This window comes from Caballeronia sp. LjRoot31 (assembly GCF_964253885.1).
GTDB lineage: Bacteria > Pseudomonadota > Gammaproteobacteria > Burkholderiales > Burkholderiaceae > Caballeronia.
On record NZ_CAXURX020000001.1, the window covers coordinates 887,393 to 903,154 of the forward strand.

13 protein-coding genes and 1 tRNA gene are annotated in these 15,762 nt (G+C 61.7%); 9 read left to right on the forward strand and 5 right to left on the reverse strand.

Annotation, left to right across the window (positions count from 1 at the left end; genetic code table 11):
- The first annotated feature begins 198 nt into the window (after positions 1-198).
- Positions 199-1,920: a ubiquinone-dependent pyruvate dehydrogenase gene (gene poxB / locus ACSQ8V_RS03740; protein WP_436204932.1), complete on the forward strand. Its 1,722-nt coding sequence runs from the start codon at positions 199-201 to the stop codon at positions 1,918-1,920.
- A gap of 86 nt (positions 1,921-2,006) precedes the next feature.
- Positions 2,007-2,210, forward strand: a complete 204-nt coding sequence (locus ACSQ8V_RS03745) for a hypothetical protein (protein ID WP_213762376.1) — start codon at positions 2,007-2,009, stop codon at positions 2,208-2,210.
- Positions 2,211-2,414: 204 nt separating this feature from the next.
- Here the strand turns inward: ACSQ8V_RS03745 and ACSQ8V_RS03750 are convergent, their stop codons facing one another.
- On the reverse strand, positions 2,415-3,296 hold the full coding sequence (locus ACSQ8V_RS03750; protein WP_436204933.1) for a LysR family transcriptional regulator: 882 nt from the start codon (positions 3,294-3,296) through the stop codon (positions 2,415-2,417).
- 76 nt (positions 3,297-3,372) lie between these two features.
- Between ACSQ8V_RS03750 and ACSQ8V_RS03755 the strand changes: the two genes are divergently transcribed.
- The 4 genes from ACSQ8V_RS03755 to ACSQ8V_RS03770 are packed head-to-tail and all read left to right on the forward strand — an operon-like array spanning position 3,373 to position 7,784.
- Complete coding sequence (locus ACSQ8V_RS03755; RefSeq protein WP_436204934.1) at positions 3,373-4,314, forward strand: HpcH/HpaI aldolase/citrate lyase family protein; 942 nt, start codon at positions 3,373-3,375, stop codon at positions 4,312-4,314.
- Positions 4,311-5,513 (forward strand): CaiB/BaiF CoA transferase family protein, encoded by a 1,203-nt coding sequence (locus ACSQ8V_RS03760; protein ID WP_436180934.1) that lies wholly within the window; start codon positions 4,311-4,313, stop codon positions 5,511-5,513. The genes ACSQ8V_RS03755 and ACSQ8V_RS03760 overlap by 4 nt, the downstream gene beginning before the upstream one ends.
- Positions 5,514-5,541: 28 nt before the next feature.
- Complete coding sequence (locus ACSQ8V_RS03765; protein ID WP_436204935.1) at positions 5,542-6,366, forward strand: amidohydrolase family protein; 825 nt, start codon at positions 5,542-5,544, stop codon at positions 6,364-6,366.
- A 47-nt stretch (positions 6,367-6,413) separates the two neighbouring features.
- Positions 6,414-7,784 carry a short-chain fatty acid transporter gene (locus tag ACSQ8V_RS03770; RefSeq protein WP_436180936.1) on the forward strand — a complete coding sequence of 457 codons (1,371 nt, stop codon included), beginning with the start codon at positions 6,414-6,416 and terminating at the stop codon, positions 7,782-7,784.
- Positions 7,785-7,931: 147 nt separating this feature from the next.
- Here the strand turns inward: ACSQ8V_RS03770 and ACSQ8V_RS03775 are convergent, their stop codons facing one another.
- Positions 7,932-8,831 (reverse strand): LysR family transcriptional regulator, encoded by a 900-nt coding sequence (locus ACSQ8V_RS03775; RefSeq protein WP_213762382.1) that lies wholly within the window; start codon positions 8,829-8,831, stop codon positions 7,932-7,934.
- Positions 8,832-8,954: 123 nt separating this feature from the next.
- Between ACSQ8V_RS03775 and ACSQ8V_RS03780 the strand changes: the two genes are divergently transcribed.
- The 3 genes from ACSQ8V_RS03780 to ACSQ8V_RS03790 are packed head-to-tail and all read left to right on the forward strand — an operon-like array spanning position 8,955 to position 12,001.
- Positions 8,955-10,271, forward strand: a complete 1,317-nt coding sequence (locus ACSQ8V_RS03780; protein WP_436180938.1) for a CitMHS family transporter — start codon at positions 8,955-8,957, stop codon at positions 10,269-10,271.
- Between the two features lie 28 nt (positions 10,272-10,299).
- On the forward strand, positions 10,300-11,670 hold the full coding sequence (locus ACSQ8V_RS03785) for an acyclic terpene utilization AtuA family protein (RefSeq protein ID WP_436204936.1): 1,371 nt from the start codon (positions 10,300-10,302) through the stop codon (positions 11,668-11,670).
- Between the two features lies 1 nt (position 11,671).
- Positions 11,672-12,001 (forward strand): AtuA-related protein, encoded by a 330-nt coding sequence (locus ACSQ8V_RS03790; protein WP_436204937.1) that lies wholly within the window; start codon positions 11,672-11,674, stop codon positions 11,999-12,001.
- A gap of 152 nt (positions 12,002-12,153) precedes the next feature.
- On the opposite strand, the gene ACSQ8V_RS03795 is transcribed toward ACSQ8V_RS03790, so the two are convergent.
- The 3 genes from ACSQ8V_RS03795 to ACSQ8V_RS03805 form a co-directional block, all read right to left on the reverse strand.
- Positions 12,154-13,773 (reverse strand): NYN domain-containing protein, encoded by a 1,620-nt coding sequence (locus ACSQ8V_RS03795; protein WP_436204938.1) that lies wholly within the window; start codon positions 13,771-13,773, stop codon positions 12,154-12,156.
- A gap of 489 nt (positions 13,774-14,262) precedes the next feature.
- A tRNA-Leu gene (locus ACSQ8V_RS03800) sits at positions 14,263-14,347 on the reverse strand.
- Between the two features lie 136 nt (positions 14,348-14,483).
- Positions 14,484-15,644: an ABC transporter substrate-binding protein gene (locus tag ACSQ8V_RS03805; protein ID WP_436180941.1), complete on the reverse strand. Its 1,161-nt coding sequence runs from the start codon at positions 15,642-15,644 to the stop codon at positions 14,484-14,486.
- Positions 15,645-15,762 lie beyond the last annotated feature (118 nt).

Consider the following 15,762-nt stretch of genomic DNA (forward strand, 5'->3'; position numbering starts at 1 on the left):
GTATCGACCCTCAGCCTCTGTCGTCGGTCATTCGTAAAGCAGGCCGATTAAGGTCTTTTCATAGTTGATCCCCTGCATGACGTTTATGCTTTTCGCTTTGAGCCGTTTTGACCCGTTCCACGCGTATGACGAAAGGATGCTGACAATCCGGCACCCGATCGAGCACTCCGATCCCTCTTTTCACCCAAGGAGCAGGACATGGCAAGAAACACGGTTGCGGAATTTTTGGCCAGGACGCTGGCGGCAGCAGGCGTCGAACGTATCTGGGGCGTTACCGGCGACAGCCTGAACGGGCTCGCCTACAGCCTCGAGCAGCTTGGCTCCATTCGATGGATGCACACCCGCCACGAAGAAGTGGCCGCGTTTGCGGCAGGTGCCGACGCCGCATCCACTGGCAAGCTTGCCGTATGCGCGGGAAGTTGTGGCCCGGGCAACCTGCACCTGATCAATGGCTTGTATGACTGTCACCGTAACCAGCAGCCGGTGCTGGCGATTGCCGCGCATATTCCGTCGACGGAAATTGGACTGGGCTATTTCCAGGAGACGCATCCGACCGCATTGTTCAAGGAATGCAGCCATTACGTGGAACTCGTGTCGAGCGCCGCGCAGTTTCCCCGCGTGCTCGCACGCGCGATGCGCACGGCGATCGAAGAGCGCGGCGTCGCGGTGATCGTGTTACCCGGCGATGTCGCGTTGAGCGACGCGCCCGCGGAAAAGCCCGGCTGGTCCGCCACGGGACCGTCGACCATCCTGCCGTCGGACATCGATATCGACCGGCTCGCGGCCATGCTGAACGACTCGGAAGCGGTGACGCTGATGTGCGGCAGCGGCACCGTGGGCGCGCACGACGAAGTGGTCGCGCTCGCGGACGCGCTGGGCGCACCGGTCGTCCACGCGATGCGCGGCAAGCAGTTCATTGAATGGGATAACCCGTACGACGTCGGCATGACGGGGCTGATCGGTTTCAGCTCCGGCTATCACGCGATGATGTCGTGCGACACGCTGCTGCTGCTCGGCTGCGATTTCCCCTACCGGCCGTTCTATCCCGCCGACGCCAAGATCATCCAGATCGACTGGCGCGGCTCGAAGCTCGGCTCGCGCGCGCCGCTCGCGCTTGGGCTGGTCGGCACGGTCAAGGAGACCATCGCGGCGGTCCTGCCGAAGCTCACGCGCAAGTCTGACCGCAAGTTCATCGATACCGCCCGCAAGCACTATGCAACGGCGCGAAAGGGACTCGATGAACTCGCCACGCCGTCAGGCCCGGGTAACGCGATTCATCCGCAATACCTGACGAAGCTGATTAACGAAGCCGCCTCGGAAGACGCCATTTTTACCGTCGATGTCGGCACGCCGACCGTCTGGGCCGCGCGTTACCTCACGATGAACGGCAAACGCCAGCTTCACGGTTCGTTCAACCACGGCTCCATGGCAAACGCGATGCCGCAGGCGCTCGGCGCCCAAGGCGCGAATCCGGGGCGCCAAGTGATCTCGCTTTCGGGCGATGGCGGTTTATCGATGCTGCTCGGCGACTTGCTCAGCGCCCGACAACTCGACCTGCCGATCAAAGTGGTGGTTTATAACAACAGTCTGCTCGGCTTCGTTTCCATGGAGCTCAAGGCCGCTGGTTACCTCGATACCAACGTCGATCTGGCCAAAACGGACTTCGCCGCCATCGCTCAGGGTGCGGGCATTTTCAGCATCCGGGTAGAGGAGTCCGAGGACATCGCAGAGGCTCTGCAAAAGGCTTTCGCTTATCCCGGGCCGGCGCTCGTGGATGTGGTGACATCAAAGCATGAGCTGGCGATGCCGCCCAAAGTGGAATTGGCGCAGGCCAAAGGCTTCAGCCTTTACATGTTGCGCGCGATCCTGAATGGTCGCGGCGACGAAATCGTGGAACTAGCCAAGACCAATTTCCGATAGGAATATTCTGAATTCGTTGAATTTCTTTACATTTCGAACAACAATGCGATGCTGCAATCGATTCAACACTCCAGGGAGATTGGCAAATGAAGAAGTTCTCGCAAATTGCAATGGTTGGTGCGCTCGCATTCGCGTTCGCAGGCACGGCAATGGCACAAGGTGCGGGTGGTGGTTCGAAGACTGACGAAAGCAAGCCTGCTGTCAGCCCGAAAGAACCCAAGCCGCATCTGCCGCACTTCAAGCATAAGAAGAAGGCAGCATCTGGCGCAAGCGGTACGGCGGCCAAGTAAGACAAGGCATCGCACCTGAAGGGCGCATCGGCTGCCGCATCTCATCTGCTTCAGCCATGGGTATCAACGACAAGGGTCAACCGCAGTAAGCGGCAAGGCCTGGAGTAAGGCGCCCGGGACAGCATGTTTCAAGCGCCACATACGGCGGCACGCGCGAGCGTGCCGCCGTATTATTTTTGAGGCGCTGCGAACAACCCGGTAATTTCATACGATCGATCCGCGCACGCATTGCAGCGCGCAGTCCACCAGGCCGCGAATCAGCCGGTCACGTACCGACGCCCGTTTCCAGAGCACGCCGAAGCGGCGCGGCTCGGACTCCATCGGCAAGCTGATCCGCGCGATGCGCAGCGCGCTGGTCATCGGGGAGGCGACATCGGGTGCGAGCGATACCCCGAGTCCACGGTCCACCATCATCGCGATGGCCGCGAGCGAGCTTAGTTCGAAGCGCTCGTTGGGCACAATGCCGACTCGCCTCAGATAACACTCCGCTTCTTTACCGCCCGCGAGCGAGCGGTCGTAGCGGATCAGCGGCTCGTGCGCGAGCAGGTCATGTGCTTCGCGTTTCGCCAGGCTCTGCGGCGCGATTACCACCAGCGGTTCCTCTCGAAGCAGTTCCCACACGAAGGTTTTCGGCATCGCGAAGGCGGGATGCGTGCAGACGGCTGCATCGACGTCACCTTGCCGCAATGCTTCATACAATTCGTTCGAGGTCCCCGACTGGATGAACACCTTCACATGCGGATGAGCGCTGACAAAACGCGCGAGGATATCGGGCAGCAGGCTATGTAGCGCCGTATTGATCGTGCCGAGCTTGAGCTCGCCGGTTGCGTATTCGTCGTTGGCGAGGATCTTCAGGTCGGCGAGTTCACGCAGCAAACCCCGCGACTGCGCGACTATCCGGCTGCCTGCCGGCGTGACCGATACCGTCCGGCCGGCACGCGCGAGAAGCGGGGCGCCGAATTCGCGTTCGAGCGTGCGGATCTGCTGCGCGACCGCGGCAGGCGTCAGGTCGAGGCGGCGAGCGGCTTCGGCCATGGAACCGGTATCGACGACCAGCAGGAAACTGGTCAGGAACGAGGTTTCCATAAAAGATACTTTTAGTTCATTTTGAAGGGACATTCTATCGCTTTATCTTCATTGTGCCGATGACTAGACTGGCGGCATGAAAAGCAAATTATTTGTTCCGGGTTCGCGGCCCGAACTGTTCGCCAAAGCGCTGGCGAGCCAGGCAGACGCCCTTTCTTTCGATCTCGAAGACGCCGTATCCGAAGCGCGCAAGCCCGAAGCCCGGGCACATTTGCGCGATTTTCTCCTGGGTTCTCCGCCGGGTTCGAACGCTTCCTCTTCTCCTGCGGACCGGTTCGGCGGCAAGACGCTGATCGTGCGCGTGAACGCCATCGATTCACCTCATTTCGAAGCCGATCTCGCCGCCGTCGTGCAGGCGGGCGTCGATCTGATCAACTTGCCGAAACCGCGCAACGCTGACGACGTCCGGGCAGCCGCGAACGCGCTCAATGCCGCCGAACGCGCTAACGGCGTGACCGAGCCGATTGGCTTGCTGCTGAATATCGAATCGCCGGGCGCATTGCGGCGTGCGTTTGAACTGGCCAGCGCACATCCTCGCGTGAAAGGCTTGCAGCTTGGGCTGGGTGACTTGTTCGAGCCGCTGGGCATCGCGCGGCGGGAGACCGCTGCGATCCAGCAGGCCATGTTTGCCCTGAGCATGGCGGCGGGCGAGGCGGGCGTGTTCGCCTACGACTCTGCGTTCGCCGATATCCGCGATCAGGCCGGTTTCCGGGCCGAAGCGCGGCTTGCGCGCAGTCTTGGCTTTATCGGCAAGAGCTGCATTCATCCGAGCCAGGTTGCGCTCGCCAATGAAGTGTTCCAGCCGACGCCCGATGAGATCGCCCACGCGCAACGTGTGGTCGAAGCGGCGGCAGAAGCCGATGCGGCAGGCCGGGGCGCGTATGTGGTCGACGGCAAGATGATCGACGGCCCATTCCTCGCGCGGGCTCGGGCGATCGTGGCTCAGGCAGCTTCTAATGCGGCTTCTATTGCGGCTTCGACGGTTGCGTCAACGCAAGACCGGGAGCCGCAGGCATGAGCGTGTCATCCCGCAGACCCGATGGCGCACGCGGGCCGCTGAGCGGCATTCGTGTGCTCGACTTGAGCGCGTATATCGCCGGGCCGTATGGTTGCAGCCTGCTCGCCGACCAGGGCGCCGAAGTCATCAAGATCGAGCCGCCCGCAGGCGACAACCTGCGCAAATATCCCTCGACCCTTGAGAGCGAAAGCCGGGCTTTTCTCGGCGTGAACCGCAGCAAGCTCGGCCTCGCGCTCGACCTCAAACAACCTGAAGGGTTGGCCGCGCTGAAGGCGCTGGTGGCCAGCGCCGACGTCCTCGTGCACAACTTCCGGCCGAGCGTGCCGGCGCGGCTGGGTATCGATTACGAGCAGTTGAAAGCGCTCAATCCGCGGCTTATTTACTGCGCCGTGACCGGCTATGGCGAAACCGGGCCGCTCAAGGACAAGGCCGGTTACGACCAGGTGCTGCAGACCATGACCGGCATGTGCTCGATGCAAGGCAAGAGCGGCGGCCCGCCCGAGGTGCTGTACGGATCGGTGGTGGATTACTACGCGGCGGCGCTGGTGGCCGGTGGCGTGGCGTCGGCGCTGTTCGAGCGTGAGCGCAGCGGGGAGGGGCAATACGTAGGCGTGTCGCTGTTGCGCAGCGCGCTTGCCATGCAGTCGGCGCGTCTCGTCTGGGCCGACAGCGAGCCCCGCGAAGTCGGCCGGGACATGCGTTCGGGCGGCATCACCGGCATTCATCCGACGCGCGAAGGGTACCTCTACATCTCCGCCAACACGCCGCATTTCTGGCAGGCGCTCTGCCGCAAGACGGGCCTTGATGCACTCGCCGCCGATCCGCGTTTCGATACCGTCAGGAAGCGTGCACTGCACGTGAACGAAATCGTGCCGCAACTTCACGCCGCGTTGGCCGCGAAGAGCGCGCTGGAATGGGAAGCGCTGTTCGGCGAAGACGTGCCGTGCGCGGCGGCGCGCACGGTGGAAGATATGTTCGACGACCCGCAAGTGCTGGCCGAAGACATGATCGCGACGTATGAACATCCGGTGGTGGGGCGATATCGTGGGCTCAAGCGCTCGATCCGGTTCGGCCGGACGCCAGGTCCCGAACCGTTTGCCGCCCCCACGTTCGGACAGGATTCAGAGCAAGTGCTGAGCGAGCAAGGCATGTCGAGCGACGACATCGAAGTGCTGCGGGCGAAGCGCGTGATTGAATAAAAGCCAATAAAAGGAACGGAGACACGTCATGCCCGAAATCACTCCAGCGCCACCGTTTGCCTGCGATGCGCACATGCATGTCTACGATGCCCGCTTTCCGCACACCGGCACGATGGTGAACAATGCAACTGCCGATGACTACCGCCGTGAGTTGCAGGCGCGCATTGACACGACGCGTACGGTGGTCGTGACGCCGCGCATCTATGGCGTCGACAACCGCGTAACACTCGATGCCATCCAGCAACTCGGCGCCGACCGTACGCGCGGCGTGGCTGTGCTGCGCACCGACGTGACCGATGCCGAACTGGTCACGCTGCATGCCGGCGGTATCCGCGGGATTCGCTTCACGTTGTACACGCCGGTGCAGGCGGTGGTCGGCTTCGAGATGGTTGAGTCGCTGTCGCGGCGAGTGCATGAACTTGGCTGGCATGTCCAGTTGCATTGGACGGCGGCGCAGATCGTGGAACATGAGGCTTTGCTGAGACGCCTGCCGTCGAAGATCGTCTTCGATCACCTCGCGCGTTTGTCGTTACCCGAGGGCATTGATCATCCAGCGTTTGGCATCGTGCGCTCGCTGCTGGATGGCGGTCGTGCGTGGCTGAAGTTATCCGGTCCGTACCTTGATTCGCGCGTGGGCGAAGCGCAACGCTACAGCGATATGGACCGCGCGGCGCATGCGTGGGTCGGCGCCGCGCCCGAGCGGCTGGTGTGGGGCAGCGATTGGCCGCACCCAACCGAGGCTACCAAGCCCGACGATACCGCGCTGTTCGACCTGCTTGCGCACTGGGTGGAAAACCCCGTGCAACGCCGCGCGATTCTGGTCGACAACCCCGCCGCCCTATACGACTTCTAACACCGCTCGACGCTGAAACATCCAACAACAATGACAAGGAGACTGACATGAAACCGGCGAGCGCCTCACCTTCGGGCGGCAGCGGTAAAACGCGCTTCACCAACGCGACCATTGAGCTTTTCGAGCGAGTAATCCCCGACCCGTTTGTTCTCGCCATCCTGATCACCGCGTTCGTCGCAGTCGTTTCAGCGTTGTTCGCGCCTCATCCTTCGTTCATTGGAATTGTTGGCGGCTGGTACAAGGGTTTCTTCGATATCCTGACGTTTGCGTTCCAGATCACGCTGATCCTCGTCACGGGCCACGCGTTCGCACACGCGCCCCCTGTGCAGCGGCTTTTTCGTGCGGTCGTTTCTCTCGCGCGCACGCCGGTCCAGGCTGCCACGCTTACCTTTGTGTCGGTAGCCGTGGCGTCGTTTCTCAATTGGGGTTTCGGGCTCGTGGTCGCAGCGCTGCTCGCGCGTGAAGTCGCCAAGCGCATGCGCGTGGACTTTGCGTGGATCGTCGCGGCGGGTTTCTCCGGCTGGGTCGTATGGGCGAGCGGCATCTCAAGTTCAATCGCACTTGCCCAGGCGACGCACGGCAGCGCGATGAACGTCGTCGAAAAACTGACGGGGCAGGTGCTGCCGTTCAGCAGCACGGTTTTCACCGCGTTCAACCTGGTGCCGACCATCGTGATGCTGATCGCCACGCCGATCGTGCTTGCTTTCCTCAAGCCCGCCGATGAAGACATCGTCGTACTCGATCTCGACAAGAATCCCGATCCGCCAGCCAAGACGCGTCCGTCGGGCAAGCTAACACCGGCGAAGTGGCTCGAATATTCGTGGGTGGGCAGCGCGTTTATCGGTGCGGCGGGGGTGTCGTTCCTGGCGATTGCGTGGACGCACAAGACCAGCTTCAGCGGCGTGAACGCAGTGATCTTCGTGATGTTCTTCGCGGGCGTGGTGCTGCACGGCTACCCCCTCGCATACGCCGATGCCATCAAGAACGCCGCGCGCCAGACCGGGTCGATGATGCTGCAATACCCGCTCTACGGCGGCATCATGGGGATCATGGAGGCGACCGGTTTGCCCGACGTGCTGTCGCACTTTTTCATCGCCATTTCGAACGCGCATACGCTGCCTTTTTGGAGTTATGTGTGTTCGCTGATCGTGACCTTCCTCGTGCCGTCGGGCGGCGGCCACTGGGCGGTGCAGGGCCCGTTCGTGGTGCCGGCGGCGGTGGCGCTCCATGCATCGGTACCCGGCGCAACGATGGCAGTCGCCATGGGCGAACAGGTGTCCAACATGCTGCAGCCGTTCTGGGCCGCGCCGGTTGTCGCCATGGCGGGTGTCGGGGTGCAGCGCGTGCTTGGCTTCACCGTCATGACCTTCCTGCTCGGCGCCGTGGTGTATGGCGCGGCCTTGCTGTTGCTGATCTAAGCGTCCGCGTGACGGCAAAACGAAGTCATGGAGACTTGAATGGAGGAGTCTGAAACACGCAGGACCCATGCTGCTGCGCCCTCAAGCGCCACGGTATGGGGAGACTGACCGTGTTCGCCTACATGCGTTGAATCGATCACCGCGCTTTCACTCTCCGCGCTGCCCAAGCCCCTTGACGATCACGCCGACAAACGCCTCCGTCACGGGCGGCAGCGTGCGTCCGCGCTTCTTCACGAGCGCAATCGGCCGCACGAAACCCGGTTCATCGATAACCCGCGTCACCAGTGCCGGTTCCGCGCGCACTTCGCGCGCCGAGCGGGGCAGGATGGTCACGCCTAGCCCTGCCCGGACCATTGCAACCGCCGTCATCATGTAGGTCGGCTCGCAGGTGGGCACGGGGGCGCAGCCGGCATGCTCGAACGCGGCATCCACCACTGCCCGCACGCTCGTTCCCGCCGCCGTCAACACCAGCGGATAGCGGACGATCTCCTCCAGGCCGATCCGCTTCCCAGCCGTCAACGGATGCCCGTCCGGGCACACCACGCACAGCCGGTCCTCACCGGCGTGCAGCACTTCCAGCGAGGCATCGGTGACGTCGCCGCCGGTCAGGCCCACGTCTACATCCTCGTTACGCACCAGCGCGTTGACGACGCTCGCCACCACATCGCGGATCTGAAACGACACGTGCGGCAACTCGCGTCTGAAATCCTGGATCAGATCGGGCAGCAAACTTGCGGCGAACGACGGCAGGCACGCGAGCCGCACCGTGCCGGTGGAACCGTCGCTGAGCGCGCGGGCGTCGTGGAGAACCTGCTCCATGTCGCCGAGCGATTTTTGCAGGACGGGCAACAAATCCCGGCCGACCGGCGTCAACGCAACGCTGCGGCTATTGCGGTCGAACAGCCGCGCGCCGAGCGTTTCTTCGAGGCGCCGGATCTGCACCGTCAACGCGGGCTGCGACAGATGCAGCCGCACCGCCGCGCGCGTGAAATTGCCCGCCTGCGCGACGGCGATGAACGCGCGTATGTCGCGGAGATTCAGGTCCATGATTGTTAGCTATTACGAAACGTGATTGCTGCCATCAAATCATTTCAATTGTTTTATCGACGTCCAGAAATTACGCTTGGTTGACTCATAAAACAATCGATTAAAAAAGATCGGAGACAAACCTTGCTGCCCTTACTTGGCCTGGCCACTATCGTCGTCCTGCTCGCGGCGATTCTTTCAAAACGGATGTCGCCGCTGGTGGCGCTGATCATCGTGCCGATAGCGGCGTCGCTGATCGGCGGCTTCGGCTTGCAGACCAGCAAGTTTGTCATCGACGGGCTGAAGAGCCTTGCGCCCGTGGTCGGCATGTTCGTGTTTGCGATCCTGTATTTCGGCACGATTACCGACGCGGGCACGCTTGATCCGATCATCGACCGCATCTTGCGCACGGTCGGCACGCGGCCGACGCGCATTGTGATGGGTACGACGCTGCTCGCGCTGCTGATCCACCTCGACGGCTCGGGCGCAGTTTGCTTTCTCGTGACCATCCCCGCCATGCTGCCGCTTTACGACCGTCTCAAGATGGATCGGCGCGTGCTGGCTGCGGCGGCATCGATGGCGGCGGGGATCAATTTCCTGCCGTGGACCGGGCCGATGATCCGCGCGTCGGCGTCGCTGCATCTGCCTATATCGGCGTTATTCAATCCGTTGATTCCGGTGCAGATCGTGGGCCTTATATTTGTGTTCAGCGTGGCGTGGTGGCTTGGCCGGCGCGAAGAAAAACGCTTGGGATACACGGGTGCCGACGGCGCAATCCCGATGCCGGGGCACGTGCCGGCGCGCGAACTCACCGACGAACAGAAAGCGCTGCGTCGACCAAAGAATTTCTGGTTCAACATCGTGCTGACGCTGATAGTGCTCGGCACGATGGTGGTAATGGGCGAGAAGATTCCGCCGGCGATCATGTTCATGGTCGGGTTGTGCGTCGCGTTGCTCGTCAACTATCCGAACGTGGATATGCAGCGTCAGCGCATTGATGCTCACGCGCGCGCCGCGCTAATGATGGCCGGCATCCTGCTCGCGGCCGGCGTGTTCACGGGCGTGATGCAAGGCAGCGGCATGCTCAAGGCGATGGCGCAAGCCGCCGTTGGGTTCGTGCCGCCGTCGATGGCAACGCACATCCCGGTCGCACTCGGTTTCTTATCGATGCCGCTCAGCATGCTCTTCGATCCCGACTCGTTTTACTTCGGCGTGTTGCCTGTGATCGCGGAGGTGGCGGGACAACTTGGCGTGCCCGCCGTGCACGTTGGCCAGGCAGCATTACTGGGGCAGATGACAACAGGGTTCCCGGTCAGCCCGCTCACGCCCGCGACGTTCCTGGTCGTCGGGCTGACCGGCATCGATCTCGCCGATCATCAGAAATTCACGTTTCCGCTGTTGTTCGGCGCATCGATCGTGATGACGATCGCGTGCGTCGTACTGGGCATCTTTCCTCTTTGAGCGCGTTCTCTTCACGCAAGGAATGGGTATGACTGCTGCACTCAACGCTGTGACCCAAGCCGTCCGCGTGCGGATCGGCGCGGGCGCGGGTTACTCGGGCGACCGTATCGAGCCTGCGGTCGAACTGGCCGAACACGGAGCGCTCGATTATCTCGTGTTCGAATGCTTGGCAGAGCGAACCATCGCACTTGCGCAACAGGCGCGGCGAGCGAATCCGGAGCTGGGTTACGACCCGTTGCTCGAGGCCCGGATGCGCGCAGTGTTGCCGGCGGCTACGCGCAACGGCGTGCGGATTATCTCGAACATGGGCGCGGCGAATCCGCTGGCGGCGGCGCGCAAGACGGCATCGATTGCGCGCGAGCTGGGTTTGAGCGGTCTGAAAATCGCGGCAGTGAGCGGCGACGACGTACTCGATGTCGTGAGGCAAGGAGCGTATCGATTCGAGGAATCGGGCGATAGCGTTGCGGACTACGACAGCAGGCTCGTTTCGGCGAATGCGTATCTGGGCGCAGAGCCGATTGTCGAAGCATTACAGGCCGGTGCCGATATCGTGCTCACCGGTCGCGCCGCCGATCCGTCGTTGTTCACGGCGCCGCTGATCCACGCATTCGGCTGGGCGATGGACGATTGGACCACGCTCGGACAGGCGACGGTGGTGGGGCATCTGCTCGAATGCGCGGGACAGATCACCGGCGGTTATTTCGCCGATCCTGGGTTTAAGGACGTACCCATGCTCGCGCGCCTCGGCTTCCCGATAGGCGAGGTCGACGCTGATGGCTGCGTCACGATCACCAAGGTCGCGCACGCCGGCGGCCGTGTGACGGAGGCTACGTGCAAGGAACAATTGCTGTATGAAATCCACGATCCCCGCCGATATCTGCAGCCCGATGTCGTCGCCGACTTCACGCAGGTTCGCGTGGTGGAAGAAGGGCAGGATCGTGTGCGCGTGAGCGGTGGACGTGGGACATCGCGGACCGGGACGTTGAAGGTGACCGTGGCTTACGTGGATGGTTTTATCGGCGAAGGGCAGATTTCATATGGCGGTCCGGGTGCTGTCGCGCGTGCGAAACTGGCGCTTGAGATTGTGCGGGAGCGGTTGGAGATAATTGGCGTTTTGACCAGCGAACTGCGCTTCGATTTGGTCGGTATCGACTCGTTGCACGGCGCGACGCTGGGTGAACGTAACGCGGAGCCGTATGAAGTTCGGGTGCGTGTAGCCGGTCGCACGGATTCGATGGGGCAGGCGGTTCGTATCGGCAATGAAGTAGAGACGCTTTATACAAATGGTCCTGCAGGCGGCGGCGGGGTGACAAAGACCGCTCGGGAAGTGATTGCGGTGCAGTCGGTTTTGTTGCCACGAGAACTCGTGCGGCCATCGTTTGAAATGGTGGAGGCCTGAGATGAAACTACGCCAACTTGCTCATTCCCGAACCGGCGATAAGGGCAATACGCTGAATGTATCGGTGATCTGTTACGACGCACGGCATTACGATCATCTGCTCGCGCATGTCACGCCGGAGCGTGTGAAAGCGCATCTGAGCGACGTGGTAAAGGGCGACGTGATGCGCTTTGAATTGCCGGGAATAGCGGCGGTTAATTTCGTACTCGGGCGCGCGCTGGGTGGCGGCGTGACACGCTCACTCGCGCTCGATGCGCATGGGAAATCGCTGAGTTCAGCGTTGATGGATCTGGAGATTCCAGAGCCCCAAGGCGTCGAGTTGTTACGTTAAATGCGGAGTCGGATAAGTCCGGCCGCGGCGAGCCAAGCTCTCAATGCCCTAGCTGTCACCAAGGCGTTCCAGTCATTTAACCGCAAGCAATTTTTCAACAAACCAGCATCGCCATGACAACCACGTCATGGCGATTCCCCGTCTTCAACCGTTCACTCTTCGTTCGTTGCGGCCGCTGTCTTTCGCGGACGCCGGCTAGCGGGAGCCGTTTTACGTGGCGTCTTTTTCGCAGCCGTTTTCTTTGCGGGAGACGCGTCCGTTCTGTCAGCAGTTTCACCCGCAGCGGCAACCTCAACCGGCGCTTCCGGCTGCGTCTTTGCCACGACTTTCTTCGCTGCCGCCTGACGTCCACGCCGCGCCACGCCGCGTTTGGGTGACGGCGTTTCGCTTACTTCGCTGGGTGGCGCAAGTGCTTCTTCCGTGCGTTCCACGAACACGAATTCTTCCTTGGCCTTCGGCGGTAGCGTGAAGAACGGCTGCTCGTCAGCGGCTTCCACATGAGCTTCGGGTGGCGCTTCATGTGCTACATCGAACAGCGGTTCGTGGACCTGCGGCCTTGCGTTCCGGTTGTTTCTGCGATTGCGTTCGCGGCCCTGCCTGGGTCGCGTGTCCACCTGCGCCTCAGGTTGCTGCGCATCTTGCAGTTCGTTGAGGAGCGGTTCCACGACCTGCGATTGCGGGTTCGGTCCGTCTCTGCGGTCGTGCTCGCCACCCGATTTGGAGCGCGGTTCTATATACGTTCCGGATTGGGCCTCGCGCGGTTCATCGAAGAGTGGTTCGGAAACTTGCTGACGCGGGTTGCGGCCTTTCCGCCGATTCCGGTCGTTGCCCGAGCTACCCGTATTCCCCGTCTGGCGGTTTTCCTTCGGCACGACGGGCGCCTCGATGTCCCTCACGGGTTCCGTCGCGGCCACCGATTGTGCGCGAAACACGAATGAACCCGACTTTTCGTCCCGTCCCACTTCGAGCAGACCACGTACCTGCGCTTCCTCCAGCAGATTGCCGAACGCGCGAAAGCCGTAGTACGACTCGTTGAAATCAGGTTTGCGCCGTTTGATTGCGCTCTTGAGCACCGAGGCCCAGATCTTTCCGCTCTCGCCGCGCTCGGAAGCGAGGTCATCGAATGTTTCCACCGCAATCGCGATGGCCTTGGCCTTGCGTGCTTCGAGTTCCTGCTTGGGCTGGCGGTCGTCGTCGGGTGAGCGCTTCGCCGACGATGCCGTTGCGTTCGCCTCCCGGGCGTCGCGTGCTTCACGGGCCTCGCGCGCTTCGCGTTTCGCAATGCTGCGTTGCTGCTCGCGGACGAGGTCATCGTAGAAAATGAATTCATCGCAGTTCGCGACGAGCAGGTCGGACGTGGAGTTCTTCACACCGACGCCGATCACCTTTTTCGCGTTCTCGCGCAGCTTCGACACCAGCGGCGAGAAGTCCGAGTCACCGCTGATGATGACAAACGTATCCACGTGCGATTTCGTGTAGCAGAGATCGAGCGCATCGACGACGAGCCGGATATCCGCTGAATTCTTGCCCGACTGACGCACGTGCGGAATTTCGATCAACTCGAAACTCGCCTCATGCATGGCGGCTTTAAAACCTTTGTAGCGATCCCAGTCGCAATAAGCCTTTTTCACTACGATGCTGCCTTTGAGCAGCAGCCGTTCGAGCACCGGCATGATGTCGAACTTGTCGTACTTTGCGTCGCGCACGCCGAGGGCGACGTTTTCGAAGTCGCAAAACAACGCCATGCTGACGCTATCAGGGGATGAGGCCATAGAAACTCCAGCAAGGAATGCCGGGTAAGCACGGCAGTATTAACGAGCGCACATGATATCTGTTTGTGCGCCGGGGTTTGAGAGGAAGGAAACAATCGTGACGGGGGAGGGGCCAGTCAGGGCCTTTCGGTTGCGAGCCGCGTTACGAACAGATCGAGGAACGAAGGTGTTCTTATCGGGGCGATGGTGATGCCCGGCCATGCCGCTCGCCGGGGAATCGGCGGCGTTCGAATTCCGCCAGGACGATCTTCAGAATGGCCTGAGCGAGTTCGTAGCGGACCTGTCAAAGCAGCACCATCCCCAATCTTTCCGAGCGCCGCAGCGGGATCGCGGCTGTCGGGAGCCGCTTGGGTCGCGCGTGGCTAGGGACTGTCGTTGATCTGATCGGTGGATTCCCCGGACTGCCTGCCGCTTCTTGCGTGCGTTGATCCGGCGCGGGCCCAATGCGAAAAAGCCGTCTCTGCATACGCAGAAACGGCTTTTCGGAAATGGTGCCCGGGGCCGGAATCGAACCGGCACGCCTTGCGGCGGGGGATTTTGAGTCCCCTGCGTCTACCAATTTCACCACCCGGGCAAACAGCATTTGAACCAGCCGACTGGGGGGCGGAAAAATTCCGACGCCAACCGGCAAGTCAGCGATTATGCCGAAAATCGTTTCCGCGGGCAAGCCCCTGGATCCACGCAGCAGGCTACCGCGTTCACCGGCGAACTCACTGGCTCAAATACGTGAACTGGCCGTTCTTGATGATGCCCATCACGCTCGCCCGTTGATCCAACCCGACGTGATCGGTCGCGCTCGTGTTGACCACGCCGTTAGGCACGACCAGTTCATGCGCGTGTTCCAGCTCCGAGCGCAATGCCACCCGGAACGCCACCGTCCCCGGTTGCCCGGCTTTCAACGCACGCCCGACCGCATCCTGCAGCCGCGGATAGACCCCGGCCGCATCGCCGGCAAACTGCGTGACCGACCCCTTGCCGTACTTCGCCTCGTAGGCATCGACAAAAGCCAGCGCCGCTTTCTTCGATGGATGATCAGAGGGCAAAGTCCGCGCGACCACCACCGGCTGCGTCGGGAACAGCGTGCCTTCCACGTCCTTGCCGCCGAGCTTGATGAACTCCGGCGTCGCAATGCCGTGCGTCTGGTAAATCGCGCCTTTATAACCGCGCTCGATCAGCGTGCGTTCCGGCAACACCGTCGGCGTACCCGCGCCCGCGATCAGCACCGCATCGGGTTTCTCGGCCATCAGCTTGAGAATCTGCCCGGTCACACTCGTGTCGGTGCGATTAAAACGCTCGCTCGCGACCACCTTGATATGCCGCAACTCGGCGAACTTCGAGAATTCGTTGAACCAGCTATCGCCGTAACTATCGGCGAAACCGATGAAACCGACCGTCTTCACGTTCCGGTTGACCATCGTGCGGGTCATCACATCGGCCATTGCGCGGTCGGTCTGGGCCATCTTGAACGCCCATACCTTCTTGCCTTCCTGCGGTTCGACAACCGATGCCGAGCCGATCAGCGTGATCATCGGCGTCTGGTATTCGGCCACCGGATCGAGCGCCGCGAGCGCTGCCGGCGTGATATTCGGTCCGACGATCACATCGACCTTGTCTTCGGTAATCAGCTTGCGGATATTGCGCACGGCCGCGCCCGGGTCGGAGCCGTCGTCGAGAATGATGTATTCCGCCTGTTGACCCGCAATAGTCTTCGGCCACATCAGCATGGCGTTCTTGCTCGTGATGCCGATGGCGGCCGCCGGACCGGTGCTCGACAAATCGATACCAACTTTCAGTTGCGCGTTAGCCGCTGCACTGAAAAACGCGAGCGCGCTGACCATCAGCGCCGGGCGCATGAACTTCGACAACTTCATTGGAAGGTCTCCGCGAAGAGGTGTGGTTTAAAAATGCTGAAGTGTGGGATGACAAAAATCGCACGGCGCGGGTTTTGACGCGAGCGTTGCCCGTGTCTTAGGTCGTGCTCGAACCCCG

Coding starts and splice junctions, on each gene's coding strand:
- ACSQ8V_RS03785 (WP_436204936.1), top strand. CDS start 10,300: ATGACTGCTGCACTCAACGCTGTGACCCAAGCCGTCCGCGTGCGGATC.
- ACSQ8V_RS03795 (WP_436204938.1), bottom strand. CDS start 13,773: ATGGCCTCATCCCCTGATAGCGTCAGCATGGCGTTGTTTTGCGACTTC.
- ACSQ8V_RS03760 (WP_436180934.1), top strand. CDS start 4,311: ATGAGCGTGTCATCCCGCAGACCCGATGGCGCACGCGGGCCGCTGAGC.
- ACSQ8V_RS03805 (WP_436180941.1), bottom strand. CDS start 15,644: ATGAAGTTGTCGAAGTTCATGCGCCCGGCGCTGATGGTCAGCGCGCTC.
- ACSQ8V_RS03790 (WP_436204937.1), top strand. CDS start 11,672: ATGAAACTACGCCAACTTGCTCATTCCCGAACCGGCGATAAGGGCAAT.
- ACSQ8V_RS03765 (WP_436204935.1), top strand. CDS start 5,542: ATGCCCGAAATCACTCCAGCGCCACCGTTTGCCTGCGATGCGCACATG.
- ACSQ8V_RS03755 (WP_436204934.1), top strand. CDS start 3,373: ATGAAAAGCAAATTATTTGTTCCGGGTTCGCGGCCCGAACTGTTCGCC.
- ACSQ8V_RS03750 (WP_436204933.1), bottom strand. CDS start 3,296: ATGGAAACCTCGTTCCTGACCAGTTTCCTGCTGGTCGTCGATACCGGT.
- ACSQ8V_RS03770 (WP_436180936.1), top strand. CDS start 6,414: ATGAAACCGGCGAGCGCCTCACCTTCGGGCGGCAGCGGTAAAACGCGC.
- ACSQ8V_RS03745 (WP_213762376.1), top strand. CDS start 2,007: ATGAAGAAGTTCTCGCAAATTGCAATGGTTGGTGCGCTCGCATTCGCG.
- poxB (WP_436204932.1), top strand. CDS start 199: ATGGCAAGAAACACGGTTGCGGAATTTTTGGCCAGGACGCTGGCGGCA.
- ACSQ8V_RS03775 (WP_213762382.1), bottom strand. CDS start 8,831: ATGGACCTGAATCTCCGCGACATACGCGCGTTCATCGCCGTCGCGCAG.